This window comes from Peribacillus sp. NPDC076916, assembly GCF_050269675.1.
GTDB classification, from domain to species: domain Bacteria; phylum Bacillota; class Bacilli; order Bacillales; family DSM-1321; genus Peribacillus; species Peribacillus aracenensis.
Window position 1 is genome coordinate 604917 of record NZ_JBNNIU010000004.1, and the last position, 21413, is coordinate 626329.

Below are 21413 nucleotides of genomic sequence, written 5' to 3' on the forward strand. Positions count from 1 at the left end.
TCCACCTAATTTTCTGCATATGTCGTCACGATCTTTTCATAAAGGGGATCTAAGAGGATAGGTTCTCTTGATCGATCAAGTTCAAAATTCTCTCTAAATCTTCCTTTGAAAAGAATTCTATTTCTATTTTTCCTTTTTTCTTGCTTTGTTTTATCGTTACGCTCGTTCCTAGTCTTTCACGCAGACTTGTCTCCCGTTGCTTTATGAAGATATCTTTTTTTTCTTGTTTCTTAGGTTTAGTTTCACGTGAAACGGTATCATTCAATTGATGAATATATTGCTCTAGCTGTCTGACATTCATTCCCTCTTTGAGGATTTTATCCGCTACCGGCTTAAGCATCTCTTTTTTCTTTAAACCTAGCAATGCCCGGCCATGCCCCATGGAAATTTCCCCGTCGGAGATATATCTCCTAATCCCATCAGGCAAAGATAGCAATCTAACATGGTTTGCGATATGGGGACGGCTTTTACCCAGCCGATTGGCCAACTGCTCCTGGGTGAATTCCAATTTTTCCAGAAGCGTTTGATAAGCGACAGCCTCCTCGATTGGATTCAAATCTTCCCTTTGCAGGTTTTCCAAAATCGCCAGTTCCATCATCTGCTGTTCGCTCAATTTCCTAACAACGACCGGAACTGTCTTTAAACCAGCTTCCTCGGCAGCACGATAACGCCTTTCCCCAGCCACGATTTCATATCCCTTAATGCTTTCCCGGGCAATAATCGGCTGTAATATCCCATGTTCCATGATGGATTGCTTTAATTCCTCTATAGCTTCAAGCCGAAAGCTCTTTCGGGGCTGATAAGGATTTGGCCTTAATTCCCTTAATTTGATTTCTCGCACGATTTCATCTTTACTGATTTCCCCACTATTGAAAAGTGCGTTAAGTCCTTTGCCAAGTCCTTTAGCCATTTGATACCACTTCCTTTGCCAGTTCTAAATAGACCTCCGCCCCTCGTGACTTTGGATCATATATAATTATCGGTTCTCCATGGCTCGGTGCTTCACTCAAACGGACATTGCGGGGAATGATGGTTTGATAGACTTTATCCTGAAAGTATTTTTTGACCTCTTCTATGACCTGGAGACCTAGATTTGTTCTTGCATCCAACATCGTCAATAGCACACCCTCGATTTTCAAGTCATGGTTCAAATGCTTTTGGACGAGGCGGACCGTGTTCAATAGTTGACTCAAACCTTCCAATGCATAGTATTCACATTGTACCGGAATCAAAACTGCATCGGCGGCCGTTAAGGCATTAAGCGTAAGCAAACCCAATGATGGAGGGCAGTCAATCACAATGTAATCATATTGGCCCTGCACCTCTTCTAATGCCCTTTTTAACCGGACTTCCCTAGAGATGGTTGGGACAAGTTCAATTTCTGCACCTGCCAGTTGAATTGTCGCAGGTATGGCATATAGGTTTTCTACCTTTGTTTCCATGATGACGGTACTGGCCTCGATATCATCAACCAATACATCATAAATACATTGTTCCACATCTGCTTTGTCAATACCTGCACCGCTTGTCGCATTTCCCTGCGGGTCAATATCGACCATTAAGACTTTCTGTCCTATGTAAGCAAGACAAGCACTTAGGCTGACAGAAGTTGTCGTTTTTCCAACACCGCCCTTTTGATTGGCAATGGCGAGAATCTTACCCACGAATTCACCCGCTTTCAACTATCTTCATCACGCTTTTATCTATTGATTTTTACCGTAAATCCATTTATTTCTTTCTATTTTATCATGAATGTTACTGGAAGAAATCGTTTTCTGAAATTCCTCTTAAAATTTGAAATATATCTAAAAGCATTAAAAATCCGGGAAAAGTGGGATGTTTTTTTAAGTGGAAATACCAGTTTTGATCGAAAATAAAAAAAGCTTGGCAATCGGAGACTACCAAGCGGGTAAGGATAGGGAATCAAGTTTTTTTCTTGGGTATTTTAATCGTGAACTGATAATACTCCTCGAATTCTTCTTCCTCTGCATCCAAATTTATTCCATTGTCTGTAACCATATTGAGTGATTGGCGTATGGTATTCACGGCAATCCTCATGTCTTTACTAAACGCTTTTCGCTTAGGTTTCGGCTTCTGCACAGTACCCGTCAAGAGCTTGACGACCTGCTCTTCGGTCTGTTTGACGTTTAACCCTTTTTCGATGATTTCCAAAAGCAGTTTAAGCTGCTTTTCAGGACTCTTCAACGGTATCAACGAGCGGGCATGGCGTTCCGTAATTTGCTTTTGAAGAAGTGCATCCTGAACCTCCTGGGGCAGCTTAAGCAGCCGTAGCTTATTCGCCACGGTAGATTGTCCTATTCCCAGTCTTTGTGCCAAAGCTTCTTGTGTTAAACTATGCAGCTCCAATAGTTTTCCATAAGCCAAAGCTTCTTCAATCGGTGTCAGTTCTTCACGCTGAAGGTTTTCTATCAGCGCAACGGAAGCCGTTTCTGTATCGGTGAAATCTTTGATTATTGCGGGTGCCAATTCCCAGCCAAGCTTTTGCATGGCCCGAAAACGACGCTCACCTGCAATGATTTCATACTTTCCCTGACCATAAGTCCTTACTACAATTGGTTGAATGATCCCATGTGTATGGATCGTTTGGGCCAATTCGGCAATTTTATCGTCATTAAAAACGGTCCTTGGTTGAAATCGATTAGGCACAATATCAGAAATGGAAATTTTTCTTATCTCTTCATTATTATTGCTAGGTGTCTCCATCTCTAGTTGCTCTTCTTCTTTTTCGCCAAACCCAAAGAACCGCGAAAAAGGATGCTTCATCTTCCTACACCACCTTTTAAAACTCCCAAATAACATATTCTCTATTTAAAGGACAAGTCCTGCATACATTTCCCGACATGGTTATACATATGGCCCTACACTGTAAAAAACATGTCGACTGGCACCATCAAGGCAATAATTTAGGAATGGACGGCCAGTCATGAAAAATATCGGCAGGCTTGCCCAAAATTATTTCCCTGAATCAGCCAGCATAGGGCACAAGTTTAGAGTGAAAATAATAAGGTCATACATTTATAGTAAAAGAAAATAAGGGCAAGTACCAGCCATATATATCTGAATCATCTACGCTTACTATGAAAACTTACTCATCCTACAGAGGTTATTCAATAGGCTGCTTATTCGGTGTCCCTGGTTTTCTCGGGTATTTTTTAGGAGTCTTCTTCACTTTTTTTACAGTAATGATGTTTCTTTCACTATTTTCCTCTGGCAATGTGAAAGGATGAATTTCTTCAATTTTTCCGCCTAACGTAAAAATGGCCTTCTTCCCAGTATCCATTTCATCTTGTGCACTTGCCGCTTTCATGGCAATGAATGTCCCATCCAGTTTAACGAGCGGCAAACATAGTTCACTTAAAACGGACATCCTGGCTACTGCCCTTGCCATGACAATATCATAGGATTCGCGGTGCTCCTGTTTTTGGGCGAAGGTTTCCGCCCGGTCATGATAGAAGGAAACTCCCTTTAATTGCAAGGAATCCGCAAGGTGATTCAAAAAAGAAATTCGCTTATTCAAAGAATCCACAATCGAGACGTGGATATCAGGGAAACAAATCTTCAATGGAATACTCGGAAATCCAGCTCCAGCCCCAACATCGCAAATTCGATATGATTTGTTAAAGTCAAAATAGAAGGCTGCACTGATTGAATCATAAAAATGCTTAAGATAGACTTCTTCTTTATCAGTGATGGCTGTTAAGTTCATCTTTTCGTTCCATTCCACCAATAATCGATAATAAGTGTCAAACTGATCAAGCTGTTGAGGAGAAAGCTCGATCCCTTTCTCCAGCAGTGCTTGTTGGAACTGTTCAATATTCATGTCTTTTCAATCCTTTTCGGGTATTTCCATTACTGAGATACTCTGGCAATCTTTCCTTGTTCCAAATAAACAAGCAAAATGGAAACATCAGCGGGATTCACACCGGAAATTCTTGAAGCCTGAGCTACTGATAGCGGGTGGACCTGCTTTAATTTTTGACGTGCTTCCGTTGCAAGTCCAGAAATTGCATCATAATCGATATTCTCTGGAATCTTTTTATTCTCCATTTTTTTCAGGCGATCGACTTGCTGCAAGGATTTTTCGATATATCCTTCATACTTGATCTGGATTTCGACCTGTTCCGTCACATCATCGCTCAGTTCGTCATCACTTGGCGCCAACTTCTGAATATGGGAATAATCCATTTCAGGCCGTTTCAATAAATCGGAGGCCCGGATTCCATCCTTTAACTCACTGCCGCCACTTGCAGTAATGATTTCTTGTACCTCTTTGGTCGGTTTGATGAAGTTTGATTTCAGTCGTTCCTTTTCCATTTCAACCGCTTCCTTTTTCATAAGGAATCGATTGTAGCGTTCTTCTTTGATCATTCCGATATTGAATCCAATTTCCGTTAAGCGTAAATCGGCATTATCATGACGCAATAATAAACGATATTCTGCACGTGAAGTCAGCAATCGGTAAGGTTCATTCGTGCCTTTCGTTACAAGGTCATCAATGAGAACACCAATATAGGCATCCGAACGGCTTAATATCAGTTCTTCTTTACCCAGTGCATTCAATCCTGCATTAATACCGGCCATCAATCCTTGTCCTGCCGCTTCCTCGTAGCCGGATGTCCCGTTAATTTGGCCAGCAGTATAAAGATTTTTGATTTTCTTCGTTTCAAGTGTAGGCCATAGCTGTGTAGGAACGATAGCATCATATTCAATTGCATATCCAGCGCGCATCATTTCCGCCTTTTCAAGTCCTGGAATTGTTTGCAGGATTTTCACTTGCACATCCTCAGGCAGACTTGTAGATAAACCTTGCACATAAACTTCCTTTGTATTGCGGCCTTCAGGTTCCAGGAATATTTGATGCCTTGGTTTATCATTAAAACGGACGACTTTATCTTCAATCGATGGACAATAACGCGGACCGGTTCCTTTAATCATTCCCGAATACATTGGTGAACGATGTAGATTCTCATCAATGAGCTGGTGTGTCCCCTCATTCGTGTACGTTAACCAGCATGGCAATTGATCCGTTATGAACTTTGTCGTTTCATAAGAAAATGCACGCGGCACTTCATCGCCAGGCTGAATTTCCGTCTTGCTGTAATCTATGGAAGAGCTATTCACGCGTGGCGGTGTTCCTGTTTTAAAACGGACCAAATCAAATCCTAACTGCTCTAAATGTTCAGAAAGCCTGATGGAAGGCTGCTGATTATTAGGGCCGCTTGAATATTTCAGTTCCCCTAAAATGATTTCGCCGCGTAAATATGTTCCAGTCGTGATTACGACAGTTTTCGCACGGTACACCGCGCCTGTTTTAGTGATGACACCCGTGCACACGTTGTTTTCAACAATTAATTCCTCTACCATTCCTTGAATCAATGTTAGATTTTCTTGGTCTTCTATCGTCTTTTTCATTTCTTGTTGATAGAGAAATTTATCTGCCTGCGCCCTCAATGCACGAACAGCCGGACCTTTAGCGGTATTGAGCATCCTCATTTGAATATGGGTCTTGTCGATATTTTTCCCCATTTCTCCGCCTAAAGCGTCAATTTCCCTAACGACTATCCCTTTTGCCGGCCCACCAACGGAGGGATTGCATGGCATGAAGGCGACCATATCCAAGTTAATGGTGATCATCAACGTTTTAGCTCCGACTCTTGCCGCTGCAAGGCCTGCCTCACTGCCAGCATGACCGGCACCAATAACAATGACATCATAACTACCTGCTTCGTACTGCATATCCTTTTCCTCCTTTTACGCTTATTTTCCTAAACAAAATTGAGAGAACAATTGGTTGATCAAATTATCCTGAACGCTTTCGCCAATGATTTCTCCGAGTAGCTCCCATGCTTTCGTGAAATCGATTTGAACCAAATCAACCGGTGTTCCCATTTCAATAGCATCGATTGCATCTTCGATAGACTGTAATGCCTGCCCCAGCAAAGCTATATGTCTGGCATTGGAAACATAGGTCAGGTCTCCCGTTTCTAAAGAACCCTCGAAAAATAAAGAAGCGATGGCCTCTTCCAATTCATCGACCCCTCGATCCTCCAGTAATGAAGTCGTAACAACTTTATGGGATGCCGCCTTTTCCTTAACCTTGGCCATATCGATTTTTTGTGGAAGGTCGGTTTTATTGATGATAACGATGACATCCATACCCTCGACCGCTTGAAATAGTTTCTCATCCTCAGTAGTGAAATCATCGGAATAATTCAATACAAGCAATATTAAATCAGCCTCTTTTAATACTGCACGGGACCGTTCAACTCCAATTCGTTCCACGATATCTTCCGTTTCGCGAATTCCTGCCGTATCGACAAGTTTAAGCGGTACACCGCGAACATTGACATACTCTTCGATTACGTCACGTGTTGTACCTGGAATATCAGTGACGATCGCTTTATTTTCATGAACTAAGCTGTTAAGCAGAGAAGATTTTCCGACATTAGGGCGCCCTATGATAACGGTCGCAAGCCCATCCCGAAGTATTTTCCCCTGTTGGGCCGTGTGAAGCAGTTTCTCTATTTCTTTCTTCACATAACTGCCCTTTTCCAAAAATAAACGATGCGTCATTTCTTCGACATCATCATATTCCGGATAATCTATATTTACCTCGACTTGAGCGAGGGTCTGTAAAATTTCTTGACGCAGGTTTTGAATTAATTTCGAAAGCCTGCCTTCCATTTGACCTAATGCAACATTCATGGCTTTATCCGTTTTAGCCCGGATTAAATCCATAACGGCCTCAGCTTGAGAGAGGTCGATCCTGCCATTCAAAAAAGCCCGTTTCGTAAATTCACCAGGTTCCGCTAAACGAGCACCTTGTGAGAGAATAAGCTGCAATACCCGATTGACCGAAACGATTCCACCGTGACAATTTATTTCAACTACATCTTCTCTTGTAAATGTCTTTGGACCCTTCATGACAGAAACCATGACTTCCTCTATGATTTCACCTGTTTTGGGCTGGATAAGGTGGCCATAATGAATCGTATGTGATTTCACTTCAAGCAATCCTTTTCCACCTGGTCCTTTAAAGATCCTATCGGCTATTTCTATGGCCTCATCACCGCTGATTCTAACGATGGCGATTGCCCCTTCCCCTAAGGGAGTAGAGATAGCGGTGATTGTATCGAATTCCATGCTTTCACCTCTTATATATTGATGGTTCTATTTTTTTCTGCTAATAAAATCGTCGAATCCCTAAATTACTACAATACCACAGTATATTCATGAAAAAAAGTAGATACTCCTCCACTCCAAGAGTTATCCACATGCAATTAATCCATATTCTGTAACATCCATTCTAACTTATCCACATGTGAATAACAAACATTGCCCGCTTCCCTTTCTTCCATTCCTTTTACGGATCAAGAGAAAATAAAAAGAAATTTGTAGTTATTGTTGAATTGATACTTTGAAAAAATCTTCGACACAACGATTTCATGGCCTAAAAAAAGAACCCCTGCTTAAAAAGCAGAAGGTTCATTTAAGTGGAGTAATGACCAAGTGGCGATATGGCTCAGTCCCACTTGAAGTTGTTTTTATTTTTGGATAATCCAAGAGGGCATTATGGATGACCTTACGTTCATAAGATGGCATCGGCTCGAGTGAAACAGCTTTACCTGTTTTCATGGCTTTATTTGCCATTCTTTCAGCCAATTGGATTAAGGTGTCATTGCGGCGATTTCGATAATCTTCTGCATCTACAGTAATATTCAAATACTGCTTCGAATACCGATTTGCAACAAGCTGCGCTAAATACTGAAGTGAATTTAGTGTTTGACCCCTTTTTCCAATCAATAATGCAATTTTATCACCTGATAAATGGAAAGTTACGTTCTTCCCTTTACGGGTGACATCAATTTGTGCATCGACTCCCATCTCCAAGCTGACTTTCTTCAAAAACCCAAGTGTCTCTTCAATGGGATCTGCAGGCAATGTCACATGGACAATGGCCTTCCTTGCACCAAATAAACCAAAAAATCCTTTTTTGCCCTCATCTTCTATTTCAATCTCCACGCGATCTTTAGTGCTGTTCAGTTGAGCTAAAGCTAAATTTACTGCTTCTTCGACAGATTGTCCTGTAGCAGTTACCTTTTTCACTTTTTCTTTGCCCCTCCCGCGTTTTCCGCAGCTGCTTTTCTAAGATCCGGACCTTTGATGAAATATGTTTGAACGATACCAAAAAGGTTACCAACTACCCAGTAAAGAGAAAGAGCAGCGGGGAAATTAATAGCAAAAACAACAATCATGATTGGCATGATGTAAAGCATCATGGTCATTTGTGCCGCCATTTGTGGATTGGAGTTCATTCCAGCCATGGACATCTTTTGCTGAATAAAGGTCGTGATACCTGCAACGACCGGTAAAATATAATAAGGATCCGGGGAACCTAAATCAAACCAAAGAAAACTATGTAAAGCAATTTCTTCCGTACGGCTGATTGCATGGTAAAATCCGATCAAAATCGGCATTTGCACCAATATCGGCAAACATCCCGCCAATGGATTCACATTATATTTTGAAAATAGAGCCATTGTTTCTTGCTGTAGTTTTTGTTGTGTGGCAGCATCTTTTGAGCTGTATTTTGCTTGAAGTTCTTTCATCTCAGGCTGAATGGCCTGCATTGCTTTCGAGCTTTTCACCTGTTTGATCATTAATGGGAGTAATGCCAAGCGAATGATAAGTGTAACACCGATGATTCCCAAACCATAGTTCTCGCCAAATGCTTCAGAAAGCCAAATGATCAGGGCTGATAATGGATAGACAATGTATGAATTCCAAAAACCTTCACTCTCCGCAGTAATAGGTTCTTTAATTTCCGTACACCCTGCTAACAACATCATTATCGAGGCTAGTCCAATAATGAGTAATATTCGTTTTTTCAACCGTAATTTCCTCCTAACTGCAATCAATCTTTTTTGAAACAATTGTGAACTGTTTATTAGAAGATTTCAAGGAAAAGCAATCCACTTTTTTCCACAGCTTACAATCGGAATTTTCTATGTCATCTTTCTCAAGTAACCACATGATCCGGGGAGTGCTTATTCGATATAAGGGGACTTTATTGTTTTTTCTTTTTAAAGTTTAATGATTTAGAACGTTTCAGGACATGGATCAAGCTGCTTTTCACCTGGAAAAAGTCCATCTCCGCCGCTGGCTTTCGAGCAATCACAATATAATCCTTACCCTCTTCTATATCTTCTTTCAATTCCAAAAACGCTTGCCGTATGTATCTTTTGATTTGGTTCCTAACCACGGCGTTCCCGATTTTTTTACTGACTGAAAGGCCGATCCGAAAATAATCCTGACCCGGCTTTTCAAGGACATAGACAACGAATTGCCGATTAGCAGAAGATTCACCTTTTTTAAACACAAGCTGAAATTCGTCCTCTTTCTTAATCCTTAACTTTTTTTTCATTTTTACACCTTCATTACATGAATTGAGTCTCAGTAAATCCCTTATTTTGCGAAAAAAGACCACTGAGACTTTTCAGTGGTCTATGCAGATAATACTTTTCTGCCCTTACGGCGACGTGCAGCGATTACTCTACGTCCGTTTTTCGTGCTCATACGTGCACGGAAACCGTGAACTTTACTATGTTTGCGGTTATTCGGTTGATAAGTTCTTTTCATTATATGACACCTCCCTGAGGAATAACAGTTAAAGACAGTCTTTACAATTATATAGATGGAGGTTTCTACTTGTCAACCTCATCCATAAAAATATTTCATTTTTAATGCTCAATGTCCAGTAGGCCTTTTTTTACTACCTAGCCTATTGTAAATGATTTTGCTCCGAACTGATATAGAAATTTTTGGGGAAAGGGAAATTTCCATCATTTTATCGATGAGCACAAAAATGAAATTCGCATTGAATCATTCCTCGATCGACACAACATTCGACAAATAACTAGGTATGAACCTGAATCACTTTCAATCTGTCTCATGCAGGTCTTCCGGCTTGAACAACTTGGTTCAAGTTAATTAATTCGAGCCTATAATCACGGTCTGTGGATAAAATTCGACATGTTTTTTTCTATCCACAAACCATTTTATAGACTTTTGCACATAACAATGGCCTGTGGAAAAGTTTTTCCCACAAGCTCGGTAAGTTGTGGATAAAGTTTTCTAACCCATTGCAAGACGCCTGATTTTCTGATATTATATTTGTGTTTTCACTCTGAATAACTTTATCAACAGGGAACGTTTATCCACAGACTGTGCATAACTTGTGGATAGTTTATTCGACCTGTGTATATTAATCTGTCCACAGATGGTGGATATTGTCGAAAACCCTTTTTTCTTCTTTATTATATAATTCTTAAAATACCTGTTGATGAATAAACATTCAAATCTGCACTGGCTTACCAGATGTAGTCTGTACAAAAGTTGTACAGCGCAAGATATAGTTTTTTAGGCACTTCACGTAACACAACACAAAATCCCTTATACAGCTCACCGAACCTTTGCTGTCAAAATTAATATCAAGACGGCAATCGATGAGTTTATTTGTGCCTATACATTTAGATACAATTATTAAAAATTTTTTGCAAAGGAGGGATAAGTTTGGATAACATCGATAGCCTCTGGAACCAGGCGCTCGGAAAGATCGAAAAAAAAATCAGTAAACCAAGCTTTGAAACTTGGCTTAAATCAACCAAGGCTTATTTACTGCAAGGTGATACCTTAACAGTCACCGCCCCCAATGAATTTGCCAGGGATTGGCTTGAAGAACGCTATTCCCATCTTATTTCCGATGTATTGTTTGAACTTACCGGTGAGGAATTGGAAGCAAAATTCATCATTCCCCCTAATCAAGAAGATGATGATTTCACCGTTCCTGTTCAGCCTAAAAAGATAAAAAAACAGGACAAAGAGCATGCTGCATTTCCACAGCATATGCTGAATGCGAAAAATACCTTCGATACATTTGTCATCGGCTCCGGCAATCGTTTTGCCCATGCCGCGTCTCTCGCTGTCGCAGAAGCTCCTGCCAAAGCCTATAATCCCTTATTCATATACGGGGGGGTAGGTCTTGGAAAAACTCATTTAATGCATGCAATCGGGCATTATGTTCTTGAGCATAATCCGAATGCAAAGGTCGTTTATTTATCATCTGAAAAGTTCACGAATGAATTCATCAACTCGATTCGGGACAATAAAGCTGGGGAATTCCGTGATAGATATCGAAGCGTGGATGTTTTATTAATTGATGATATTCAATTCCTTGCGGGAAAAGAACAAACTCAAGAAGAGTTTTTCCATACATTCAATGCGTTGCATGAAGAAAGCAAACAGATTGTCATCTCGAGTGACCGCCCGCCAAAAGAGATACCTACACTCGAGGATCGCCTCCGTTCAAGGTTTGAGTGGGGCTTGATCACGGATATCACACCTCCTGATCTGGAAACGCGGATTGCCATATTGCGTAAAAAGGCAAAAGCTGAGGGGCTTGATATCCCGAATGAAGTCATGCTCTATATTGCCAACCAAATCGATTCCAATATTCGTGAACTGGAGGGTGCACTTATTCGTGTCGTCGCCTATTCTTCGTTGATCAATAAAGATATAAATGCCGATTTGGCAGCTGAAGCATTAAAAGACATCATCCCTAGCTCAAAACCTAAAATAATCACCATTTTGGAAATCCAGAAGACGGTCGGTGAACATTATAGTGTCAAACTTGAGGATTTCAAGGCGAAAAAGCGGACTAAATCCGTAGCCTTTCCAAGACAGATTGCCATGTATCTTTCCAGGGAGTTAACGGACTCATCCCTGCCCAAGATAGGTGATGAATTTGGAGGTCGCGATCATACGACCGTTATCCATGCGCATGAAAAAATCTCCAAACTCATGCAAACGGATACCCAGCTTCAACGTCAGGTTAAAGAAATCCAGGACCAACTGAGGGTATAATAGATTCTGGATAATGTGAATAACTGACGACTACTTACACACAGTCTGTCCACATGTGGATAGACTGTTTTTCCTTAGGTTGAGTGGACTTATCCACATATCAACAGGCCCTACTACTATTACTACTATCTTTTTTAATAAAAATTATTAATATATATGCCTATTCGGCAATAAAAAAATTGGAGGATGAAACATGAGATTTATAATCCAAAGAGATCGATTAGTTCATAGTGTCCAAGAAGTAATGAAAGCAGTCACATCAAGGACGACGATTCCGATTCTAACTGGGATAAAAATAAGCGTCACTAGTGAAGGTGTCACTCTGACAGGAAGTGATTCAGATATCTCCATCCAATCATTCATCCCTGCTGAGGTTGATGGAGATGAGATTGTTGAAGTTAAAACTAGCGGCGGTATTGTCCTTAATGCCCGTTTTTTCAGTGAAATTGTCAAAAAGCTGCCGATGGATACTGTAGAAATTGAAGTGGAGAACAACTTTCAAACGATTATTCGCTCAGGTAAAGCTGAATTTAATCTAAATGGACTGGATCCTGAGGAATATCCGCATCTTCCGATAATTGAAGAAGAAAATATTTTCAAACTTCCAACGGACCTTTTAAAGACCCTTATCCGCCAAACTGGCTTTGCAGTGTCCACGTCAGAAACACGGCCCATCTTAACAGGTGTAAACTTGAAGGTTCAAGATGACGAATTGACCTGTATTGCAACAGATAGCCATAGGCTTGCAATGAGAACAGCCAAAATAGAAAATAAAATTAACGGTACCTATAGTGTTGTAATCCCAGGTAAAAGTCTGAATGAGTTAAGTAAAATCCTTGATGATACAAACGAACTCATAGAAATCGTCATTACCGAAAACCAAGTACTTTTCAAAGCTGAAAATTTATTGTTCTTCTCAAGACTGCTTGAAGGGAATTATCCCGATACATCACGCTTGATTCCATCTGATAGCAAAACGGATGTGACTGTTCACACTAAAGATTTCCTTCAAGCGATCGACAGGGCTTCTTTATTGGCGAGAGAAGGAAGAAATAATGTCGTCAAATTGACAACCCTGGAAGGCCGTATAATCGAAGTCTCTTCCAACACTCCTGAAATTGGTAAAGTAATTGAAGAGGTTCAGGCAGAAGCCATTGAAGGTGAAGACCTGAAAATCTCATTCAGTGCCAAGTTTGTAATGGATGCTCTAAAAGCATTGGAAGGTTCCGATATAAAAATTAATTTCACAGGTGCAATGCGTCCGTTTGTCATTCGCCCGCTACATGATGATTCCATGCTGCAATTAATTCTTCCGGTAAGGACTTATTAAGCTAAAATAATATTTCAAAAAAATTAAAGGCTTGTATAGCAGGTCTTTAATTTTTTTATATTTAAATATAGGTTTCCAAAGGGTTTTTAGCGTTTTTTCAATGCTGTACGGAACGCTGAATCGCTAAAAACGAGAACTGAAAAAGCTATACTTTGTCTTAATGGGATTAATTTAGTAAAATGAAATATTAAAGACTACTTAAGAAATGAGTGAGGCATGAAATGGACTCCATAAAAATCAATACCGAATATATTACGCTTGGACAATTCCTGAAATTGGCCGATTTAATCCAAAGCGGCGGAATGGCGAAATGGTTCTTAAGTGAATATGAGGTTTACATTAATGGCGAATTAGACGTGAGAAGGGGCAGAAAATTAAGATCAGGTGATAAAATAGAGATTCCTGGATTTGGCACCTACACAATTACAAGCTAAAACATAAGGGAAGAGCGGAATATGTATATTGAAAATATAAGTTTGAAAAATTACCGCAACTATACCGAATTGAATCTGACTTTTGAGAATAAAGTTAATGTAATCCTCGGCGAAAATGCTCAAGGAAAAACTAATGTCATGGAATCCATTTTTGTTTTAGCCATGGCAAAATCCCATCGGACCTCAAATGATAAAGAACTTATTCGCTGGGATGAAGAGTATGCTAAAATAGAAGGAAGAGTTAGAAAGAGAAATACCTCAATACCACTTGAGCTGACCATTTCAAAAAAAGGGAAAAAGGCGAAGTGCAACCATATTGAACAAAGAAAGTTGAGTCAATATGTCGGAAATATGAATGTGGTCATGTTTGCGCCTGAGGATCTTAACCTTGTAAAGGGAAGTCCTCTAGTCAGACGCCGTTTTATAGATATGGAAATTGGCCAGGTTTCTCCCGTATACCTTCATGATATGAGCCAATATCATAAAATACTTCAACAAAGAAATCATTACTTAAAGCTTCTGCAGACCCGGAAACAAACGGATACGACGATGCTTGACGTGCTGACTGATCAATTTATTCAGTATGCAGCGAAAATTGTCGAAAGAAGGTACGAGTTTCTTTTAAAGCTCCAGCAATGGGCAGGGCCGATTCATTCGGGGATCTCCAGAAATCTAGAAGTATTGAAAATCCAATATAAACCGTCGCTTGATGTATCAGAATCTATGGATTTGACGAAAATGATAGAAGTATACACAGAAAAATTTGATAAAATAAAAACAAGGGAGATTGAACGGGGTGTAACATTGGTAGGTCCTCATCGTGACGACCTGGTTTTTTTTGTGAATGACCGCGATGTCCAGACATATGGTTCACAAGGACAACAGCGTACGACTGCCCTGTCTTTGAAACTTGCCGAAATTGAGCTGATCCATGAAGAAATCGGCGAGTATCCCATTTTATTATTGGATGATGTGTTATCGGAACTTGACGATTTCCGTCAATCCCATTTACTGAATACGATACAAGGGAAAGTGCAAACATTTGTGACGACACCCTCCGTTGATGGAATCGATCATCAAACCCTAAGAGAAGCGTCCACCTTTTATGTGAGTCAAGGAAGTATAAAAAAGGTTAAATGATGAGGTGAATGTATGTATCTCCATATTGGTGAAGACATTCTTGTGAAGACGGATGATGTCATAGCCATTTTAGATAAGAAGCTGCTTCAGGCCTCTCCAATCATGAGTGAATTTTTGGAGAAAAAGTCTGATGTAACTTACCATTTAGCAAAAAACTCGGTTAAATCGATTGTAGTGACGGACAAACAGGTATATTATTCACCGCTTGCGTCGTCCACTTTGAAAAAGCGTTCACTGCAATCATCGCTCTTAATCGATGATATAGATATTCTTTGAATTGTAGCTAAACATTATAATTACTCCTGAAAATTGATAAATGCCAAAAGAAAAGTGTAGGTGATACGAATGACAATGGAACAAAAAGAAGTACAAGCTCAGGCATACGATGAGAATCAGATACAGGTTTTAGAAGGCTTAGAAGCAGTTCGTAAACGTCCGGGGATGTATATCGGCTCTACCTCTGCAAAAGGACTTCACCATCTTGTTTGGGAAATTGTCGATAATAGTATTGATGAGGCACTAGCTGGTTTCTGTACGGAAATCAAAGTGACGATCGAAGAAGACAATAGCATAACCGTTGTCGATAATGGTCGGGGAATTCCAGTCGGTATCCATGAAAAAATGGGACGGCCAGCAGTTGAAGTAATCATGACGGTCCTTCATGCGGGCGGTAAATTTGGCGGCGGGGGCTACAAGGTCTCCGGTGGTTTGCATGGTGTTGGGGCTTCAGTAGTTAATGCCCTATCCACAGTATTGGAAGTTTATGTTCATCGTGAAGGTAAAATCCATTACCAGCAATTTAACCGCGGTATCCCTAAAGAAGATTTGAAAATTATCGGGGAAACCGATCATACCGGCACGACTGTACACTTCGTTCCGGATGGTGAAATCTTCACCGAAACCCTGGAATATGATTTCGATACATTAGCCACACGAATCCGTGAGCTTGCATTCCTGAATAAAGGCTTGAAGCTGATCATTGAAGATAAACGTGGGGAAGAAGAGAAAATCAGGGATTTCCACTATGAGGGCGGCATCAAATCTTATGTTGAGCATTTGAACCGTTCTAAAGAGGTATTGCATGAGGAACCGATTTTCATGGAAGGCGAAAAAGATGGAATTTCTGTTGAATTGGCTCTCCAATATAACGACAGCTATATCAGTAATGTCTTTTCTTTCGCCAATAATATCCACACCTATGAAGGTGGTACGCATGAGTCCGGATTCAAGACTGCCTTGACCCGTGTCATCAATGATTATGCACGGAAAAATGGTCTCTTAAAAGAAGCGGATTCCAATTTCTCTGGTGAGGATGTCCGTGAAGGTTTAACGGCAATCATTTCGATTAAGCATCCTGATCCACAATTTGAAGGTCAGACGAAAACCAAACTCGGAAACTCTGAAGTAAGAACGGTTACTGATTCCATTCTTTCGGAAAGGCTTGATGCCTTCTTATATGAGAATCCTGCAGTGGCCCGGAAAATTGTAGATAAAGGGCAAATGGCAGCGAGAGCCCGTTTGGCAGCGAAGAAAGCTCGTGAATTGACCCGGAGGAAAAGTGCTTTGGAAGTATCCAATCTACCGGGTAAATTGGCAGATTGTTCATCTAAGGACCCGGGTATCAGTGAATTGTACATCGTTGAAGGAAACTCGGCGGGAGGCTCGGCTAAACAAGGACGGGACCGCCATTTCCAAGCCATTTTGCCGCTAAGGGGTAAAATCCTGAATGTTGAAAAGGCGCGATTGGACAGAATCCTGCATAATGAAGAAATAGGGACGATCATCACAGCACTCGGAACGGGAATTGGTGATGAATTCAATATTGAAAAAGCTAGATATCATAAAATTGTCATCATGACCGATGCGGATGTGGATGGTGCCCATATCAGAACACTGATGTTGACATTCTTCTACCGGTATATGCGAAAAATTATCGAGTATGGATATATATATATTGCTCAGCCGCCACTTTTCAAGATCCAGCAAGGGAAAAAAGTGGATTATGCTTATAATGACCGCGAGCTTGATGAAATCATGGCGAGTTTGCCAAGTACTCCTAAGCCTAACCTGCAGCGTTATAAAGGGCTGGGGGAAATGAACCCAGAGCAATTGTGGGAAACGACCATGAACCCTGAAACGAGAACGCTGCTTCAAGTCAGTTTGAAAGATGCTGCCGAGGCAGATGAAACTTTCGAGATGTTGATGGGCGATAAGGTGGAACCGCGACGTAACTTCATTGAAGAAAATGCAATTTATGTAAAAAATCTTGATATCTGATTTTTGACAGGATGCTTTTTACATCCTGTTCTTTAAATAGTGCACGAACAGTTAAATTTTAGATGAGAGTATAAGCTTTTAATAGGAGGTTGGCTCCATGTCAGAAAATGAAAGATCAGGTGTTAAAGAAATAAATATAAGTACCGAGATGCGGACATCGTTTTTGGATTATGCGATGAGCGTTATCGTGTCGCGGGCTTTGCCTGATGTAAGGGACGGTTTGAAACCGGTACACCGAAGAATCCTTTATGCAATGAACGATCTTGGAATGACTTCGGATAAACCATTTAAGAAATCAGCCCGTATTGTCGGGGAAGTAATCGGTAAGTATCACCCGCATGGTGATTCGGCTGTATATGAAACGATGGTACGGATGGCTCAACCTTTTAACTATCGCTATATGCTTGTAGATGGTCATGGGAATTTCGGTTCAGTCGATGGTGACCAAGCTGCCGCAATGAGGTACACAGAAGCGAGAATGTCAAAAATCTCGATGGAGCTACTCCGGGATTTAAATAAAGATACGGTCAATTTCCAGGATAACTACGATGGTTCAGAAAGAGAACCAGCGGTTATGCCTGCCCGTTTTCCGAACTTGTTAGTGAATGGTTCATCAGGAATAGCGGTAGGGATGGCAACCAATATTCCACCACATCAATTAGGTGAAGTAATTGACGGCGTACTGGCATTAAGCAAGAATCCTGAAATTACAATTCCTGAGTTGATGGAGTATATCCCTGGTCCGGACTTTCCGACAGCCGGTTTGATTTTAGGGAGAAGTGGAATCAGAAAGGCCTATGAAACCGGAAAAGGGTCAATCATTCAACGTGCGAAAGTCGAGATTGAAGAGAAACCCAATGGTAAACAAGTAATCCTTGTTAAGGAAATCCCTTATCAAGTGAATAAAGCAAGATTGATTGAAAAAATTGCCGAACTTGCTCGAGATAAGAAAATCGAAGGCATTACCGACTTACGGGATGAATCGGATCGCAATGGCATGCGCATTGTCATGGAGCTTCGAAAGGATGTTAATGCAAATGTCCTTTTAAACAACCTGTATAAGCATACCGCGATGCAGACCACCTTCGGAATCAATCTGCTCGCTTTGGTGGACGGTCAGCCTAAAGTGCTGAATTTAAAACAATGCCTGCGCTACTACTTGGAGCATCAGCAGGTAGTCATACGGCGCAGGACTGAATTTGATTTACGGAAAGCGGAAGCACGTGCCCATATTTTAGAAGGTTTGCGCATTGCACTTGATAATTTGGACGCAGTCATTACGCTGATCCGCAGTTCCCAAACGACGGACATTGCCCGTGAAGGCTTAATGACACAATTCTCACTTTCCGAAAAACAGGCGCAAGCTATCCTGGATATGCGTTTACAACGCTTGACAGGTCTGGAACGTGAAAAAATTGAAGATGAATATCAGGCATTAATGGCTATAATTGCAGAATATAAAGCGATTCTTGCTGATGAGGAAAAGGTTCTTGAAATTATCCGTGAAGAGCTTCTTGAAATTAAAGAACGTTTTGATGATAAACGGAGAACTGAAATCACATTAGCCGGCTTTGAAAGCCTGGAAGATGAAGATTTAATCCCAGAGGAAAATATAATCGTGACACTTACGCATAACGGTTATATTAAACGCTTGCCTGCAACCACATACCGCAGTCAAAAACGCGGAGGGCGCGGGATACAGGGTATGGGAACGAATACAGATGACTTTGTCGGTCACTTGTTAACCACATCGACTCATGACACTCTATTATTCTTCACCAACAAAGGTAAAGTCTATCGTTCCAAAGGATATGAAATACCTGAATATGGCAGGACGGCAAAAGGATTGCCGCTTATCAACCTGTTGGAAGTCGATAAAGGTGAGTGGGTCAATGCAATCATACCCGTGAAGGAATTTGCGGACGATTGGTATTTATTCTTCACGACCAGACATGGGATATCAAAGCGTACACCTTTGTCGTCTTTTGCAAATATCCGTAATAACGGTTTAATTGCCCTAGGTTTACGTGAAGATGATGAATTGATTTCTGTCCGACTTACGAATGGAGAGAAACAGATCATAATTGGAACGAAGTCCGGGATGATGATCCGTTTCCCAGAGACGGATGTACGGACAATGGGGCGTACTGCAGCGGGAGTGAAAGGGATTTCCTTAGGGACGAATGATGAAGTTGTCGGAATGGAAATTCTTGAAGATGATGAAGAAGTCCTGATCGTTACGAAAAACGGTTATGGAAAACGGACCTCAGCGGAAGAATACCGTATTCAAAGCCGTGGAGGAAAAGGAATAAAAACATGTAATGTCACTGAGAAGAATGGTGAACTTATAGCCGTGAAAACAGTTACGGGTGTAGATGAAGATTTGATGCTTATTACAGCAGCTGGTGTATTGATCCGAATGGAAGTCGAAGGCATTTCTAAAACGGGCCGTAATACTCAGGGTGTTAAGCTCATCCGACTCGAATCCGCTGATAATGAATATGTTTCGACGGTAGCCATCGTAGGAAGAGAAGAAGAAGAAGAAGAAAAAGACATGGAAATAGAAACGGTCACGACTCCAGATTCTGATTCTGAACCTGCTGTAAGTGAAGAAAATGAAAAAACTGAAAAAGATACGGAAGAATAATCTTTTCACAAAAAAGATCCAGGCAATTAAGCTGGGTCTTTTTTGTGTTAGATGAACTTCAAACTGATCTTATGAGTGTTCGGATTTGAGTAAAAAGACTTATCATATTAAGAGGATTCAAAATGAAAATGCTAATAAATTGAATTTATTTAGGTATTTAATCATAAAAAAGATAGTTTCTACCAGGTTTTTCAAGTAGAATGATACTCACCAATATTACCGAGGTGAAACGTTTTGCTAGTGAAAACTCGCTATTTAATCGAAGGCTGCATACTGTCAAAAGAGATTAGAGGCCTTTCGAACAGACCCATAATGTATGAAAAAACAATATTGACCCGGCAATTAATCGAAGCTTTGCAAGCCTTTCTAATAACAGAGGTAAGCGTTGAAAAGACTTTGATTGATGGAAAGAGATTTCTGCCGAAAGAAGTAATGGATCCAGAATGGGATGAAACGGAAGAGTCATCGGGTTTTACGGATTTTTATCTTAAGTCAGTACAAACATATAAACGATTATTTAAAAATTGGCAAGCTGGCAGTAAAGTCGAGGTGGCCATGATTCGTTTAATCATGATTCCCCTTATGGATAAGGCTTTAGAGGAACCAGGAAACATTTTGAAGCTGCACCACTATTGCAATAAAGAAGACTATGTATATCATCATGCTATTTCCATTGGATTAATAGGAGGATATATCGCATATAAAATGAAATGCAATAGGGCTGATGTCTACCAAGCTGCAATTGGCGGGTGTCTGGCTGATTGCGGGATGGCAAAGCTGCCACCAAGGTTATTAAATAAAACGGCAAGCCTGACAGCATCTGATTATGAGGAGATACATTCTCATCCTATTTTCAGCTACAAGATGATTAAAGATAGTTCCATCATTAAGGATAGTGTGAAGATTGCCGTTCTGGAGCATCATGGAAGATTAGATGGAACGGGTTATCCCAAAAGGTTGAAAACAAAACCCATGAACTTATTCTCAAAAATCATTGCGGTTGCAGATGTATTTCACGCCATGACTTCCGAGAGGACTTATAGAAAGAAACAGTCTCCGTTTAAGGTATTAGAAATGATCTTACATGATGACTTTGGTAAATTTGATATTGGGGTAGTTAAAACCTTGTTATCAAGCTTCGCTAACTTTTTCATAGGAAGCAGGGTCAAACTGAACAATGGATTCATTGCTGAAATCATTTTTATTGATGCAGGCTCGGAAACAAGACCGGTCATAAAGGAGATGGATAGTGAGCAAATTATCAATTTAGGGATTAATCGGGAATTACATATAGAAGAAATATTATAATGTTTAAAGAAAAAGTTTACTATTAATAAAAGTAAGCTTTTTCAGCTTGATCAGGAGTGCAGCCATAGTATTTGAAATCTATGAATTCATGTATATTTTTTTATTTTAAAATAACTATTGCTTTTATTCCTGATACTAGATATAATAACTAAGTCGACAGCGAAAGAATAAAGTTGTTGACAAAAAATAATATAGTTGATATATTATTAAAGTCGTTTCCAAACGAACGACAATAAATCGCTCTTTGAAAACTGAACAAAACAAAGCGCCAACGTTAAATTTTAAGTGAGCACACACTATTAAAAAAGCAAATGAGCAAGTCAAACATTTCTTC

General features: G+C 40.4%; 18 protein-coding genes. 8 read left to right on the top strand and 10 right to left on the bottom strand.

The genetic code is table 11. The features are described from left to right. Positions 1-49 precede the first annotated feature (49 nt). The 10 genes from ACQKFG_RS16680 to rpmH all read right to left on the bottom strand — a co-directional run bounded on the left by ACQKFG_RS16680 (position 50) and on the right by rpmH (position 9660). Positions 50-910, bottom strand: coding sequence for a ParB/RepB/Spo0J family partition protein (locus tag ACQKFG_RS16680; RefSeq protein WP_427560753.1), 861 nt, complete (start codon positions 908-910; stop codon positions 50-52). After that, on the bottom strand, positions 903-1664 hold the full coding sequence (locus tag ACQKFG_RS16685) for a ParA family protein (protein ID WP_230300205.1): 762 nt from the start codon (positions 1662-1664) through the stop codon (positions 903-905). Before ACQKFG_RS16685 ends, ACQKFG_RS16680 begins: the two co-directional genes overlap by 8 nt. Positions 1665-1923: 259 nt before the next feature. Beyond that, positions 1924-2784 carry a nucleoid occlusion protein gene (noc, locus tag ACQKFG_RS16690; protein ID WP_192207373.1) on the bottom strand — a complete coding sequence of 287 codons (861 nt, stop codon included), beginning with the start codon at positions 2782-2784 and terminating at the stop codon, positions 1924-1926. Positions 2785-3124: 340 nt separating this feature from the next. Further along, a complete protein-coding gene (rsmG, locus tag ACQKFG_RS16695) occupies positions 3125-3841 on the bottom strand; it encodes a 16S rRNA (guanine(527)-N(7))-methyltransferase RsmG (RefSeq protein ID WP_141992407.1) in 717 nt (238 codons plus the stop codon). A gap of 29 nt (positions 3842-3870) precedes the next feature. Continuing rightward, complete coding sequence (mnmG, locus tag ACQKFG_RS16700) at positions 3871-5757, bottom strand: tRNA uridine-5-carboxymethylaminomethyl(34) synthesis enzyme MnmG (RefSeq protein WP_192207375.1); 1887 nt, start codon at positions 5755-5757, stop codon at positions 3871-3873. 21 nt (positions 5758-5778) lie between these two features. Further along, the gene (gene mnmE, locus ACQKFG_RS16705) at positions 5779-7164 is read right to left on the bottom strand and encodes a tRNA uridine-5-carboxymethylaminomethyl(34) synthesis GTPase MnmE (protein ID WP_342614879.1); all 1386 of its coding nucleotides are present in this window, start codon (positions 7162-7164) and stop codon (positions 5779-5781) included. Positions 7165-7506: 342 nt separating this feature from the next. Continuing rightward, entirely contained in the window at positions 7507-8127 is a 621-nt protein-coding gene (gene jag / locus ACQKFG_RS16710; protein ID WP_349728591.1) for an RNA-binding cell elongation regulator Jag/EloR, read from the bottom strand. Further along, entirely contained in the window at positions 8124-8912 is a 789-nt protein-coding gene (spoIIIJ, locus tag ACQKFG_RS16715) for a YidC family membrane integrase SpoIIIJ (RefSeq protein ID WP_076368511.1), read from the bottom strand. The genes jag and spoIIIJ overlap by 4 nt, the downstream gene beginning before the upstream one ends. A gap of 176 nt (positions 8913-9088) precedes the next feature. Continuing rightward, a complete protein-coding gene (rnpA, locus tag ACQKFG_RS16720) occupies positions 9089-9445 on the bottom strand; it encodes a ribonuclease P protein component (protein WP_076368512.1) in 357 nt (118 codons plus the stop codon). 80 nt (positions 9446-9525) lie between these two features. After that, positions 9526-9660 carry a 50S ribosomal protein L34 gene (rpmH, locus tag ACQKFG_RS16725; RefSeq protein WP_034316183.1) on the bottom strand — a complete coding sequence of 45 codons (135 nt, stop codon included), beginning with the start codon at positions 9658-9660 and terminating at the stop codon, positions 9526-9528. Positions 9661-10593: 933 nt separating this feature from the next. Between rpmH and dnaA the strand changes: the two genes are divergently transcribed. The 8 genes from dnaA (at position 10594) to ACQKFG_RS16765 (ending at position 21079) form a co-directional block, all read left to right on the top strand. Continuing rightward, positions 10594-11943: a chromosomal replication initiator protein DnaA gene (gene dnaA / locus ACQKFG_RS16730; protein WP_057914144.1), complete on the top strand. Its 1350-nt coding sequence runs from the start codon at positions 10594-10596 to the stop codon at positions 11941-11943. A 193-nt stretch (positions 11944-12136) separates the two neighbouring features. Further along, on the top strand, positions 12137-13273 hold the full coding sequence (gene dnaN / locus ACQKFG_RS16735; protein WP_192207379.1) for a DNA polymerase III subunit beta: 1137 nt from the start codon (positions 12137-12139) through the stop codon (positions 13271-13273). Between the two features lie 221 nt (positions 13274-13494). Next, complete coding sequence (gene yaaA, locus ACQKFG_RS16740) at positions 13495-13707, top strand: S4 domain-containing protein YaaA (protein ID WP_034316192.1); 213 nt, start codon at positions 13495-13497, stop codon at positions 13705-13707. A gap of 21 nt (positions 13708-13728) precedes the next feature. Next, positions 13729-14847: a DNA replication/repair protein RecF gene (gene recF / locus ACQKFG_RS16745; RefSeq protein ID WP_349728590.1), complete on the top strand. Its 1119-nt coding sequence runs from the start codon at positions 13729-13731 to the stop codon at positions 14845-14847. Positions 14848-14859: 12 nt separating this feature from the next. Next, positions 14860-15123, top strand: a complete 264-nt coding sequence (gene remB / locus ACQKFG_RS16750) for an extracellular matrix regulator RemB (protein WP_098370330.1) — start codon at positions 14860-14862, stop codon at positions 15121-15123. 75 nt (positions 15124-15198) lie between these two features. After that, the gene (gyrB, locus tag ACQKFG_RS16755) at positions 15199-17124 is read left to right on the top strand and encodes a DNA topoisomerase (ATP-hydrolyzing) subunit B (protein ID WP_349728887.1); all 1926 of its coding nucleotides are present in this window, start codon (positions 15199-15201) and stop codon (positions 17122-17124) included. A gap of 97 nt (positions 17125-17221) precedes the next feature. Beyond that, positions 17222-19771, top strand: a complete 2550-nt coding sequence (gene gyrA, locus ACQKFG_RS16760) for a DNA gyrase subunit A (RefSeq protein ID WP_192207381.1) — start codon at positions 17222-17224, stop codon at positions 19769-19771. Positions 19772-20011: 240 nt separating this feature from the next. Beyond that, complete coding sequence (locus ACQKFG_RS16765) at positions 20012-21079, top strand: HD-GYP domain-containing protein (protein ID WP_427560820.1); 1068 nt, start codon at positions 20012-20014, stop codon at positions 21077-21079. Positions 21080-21413 lie beyond the last annotated feature (334 nt).

Excerpts from the sequence above, each read along its gene's own strand:
- mnmG (WP_192207375.1), bottom strand. The coding sequence starts at position 5,757 with ATGCAGTACGAAGCAGGTAGTTATGATGTCATTGTTATTGGTGCCGGT.
- rnpA (WP_076368512.1), bottom strand. The coding sequence starts at position 9,445 with ATGAAAAAAAAGTTAAGGATTAAGAAAGAGGACGAATTTCAGCTTGTG.
- gyrA (WP_192207381.1), top strand. The coding sequence starts at position 17,222 with ATGTCAGAAAATGAAAGATCAGGTGTTAAAGAAATAAATATAAGTACC.
- yaaA (WP_034316192.1), top strand. The coding sequence starts at position 13,495 with ATGGACTCCATAAAAATCAATACCGAATATATTACGCTTGGACAATTC.
- mnmE (WP_342614879.1), bottom strand. The coding sequence starts at position 7,164 with ATGGAATTCGATACAATCACCGCTATCTCTACTCCCTTAGGGGAAGGG.
- recF (WP_349728590.1), top strand. The coding sequence starts at position 13,729 with ATGTATATTGAAAATATAAGTTTGAAAAATTACCGCAACTATACCGAA.
- rsmG (WP_141992407.1), bottom strand. The coding sequence starts at position 3,841 with ATGAATATTGAACAGTTCCAACAAGCACTGCTGGAGAAAGGGATCGAG.
- rpmH (WP_034316183.1), bottom strand. The coding sequence starts at position 9,660 with ATGAAAAGAACTTATCAACCGAATAACCGCAAACATAGTAAAGTTCAC.
- noc (WP_192207373.1), bottom strand. The coding sequence starts at position 2,784 with ATGAAGCATCCTTTTTCGCGGTTCTTTGGGTTTGGCGAAAAAGAAGAA.
- remB (WP_098370330.1), top strand. The coding sequence starts at position 14,860 with ATGTATCTCCATATTGGTGAAGACATTCTTGTGAAGACGGATGATGTC.
- dnaN (WP_192207379.1), top strand. The coding sequence starts at position 12,137 with ATGAGATTTATAATCCAAAGAGATCGATTAGTTCATAGTGTCCAAGAA.
- gyrB (WP_349728887.1), top strand. The coding sequence starts at position 15,199 with ATGGAACAAAAAGAAGTACAAGCTCAGGCATACGATGAGAATCAGATA.
- ACQKFG_RS16680 (WP_427560753.1), bottom strand. The coding sequence starts at position 910 with ATGGCTAAAGGACTTGGCAAAGGACTTAACGCACTTTTCAATAGTGGG.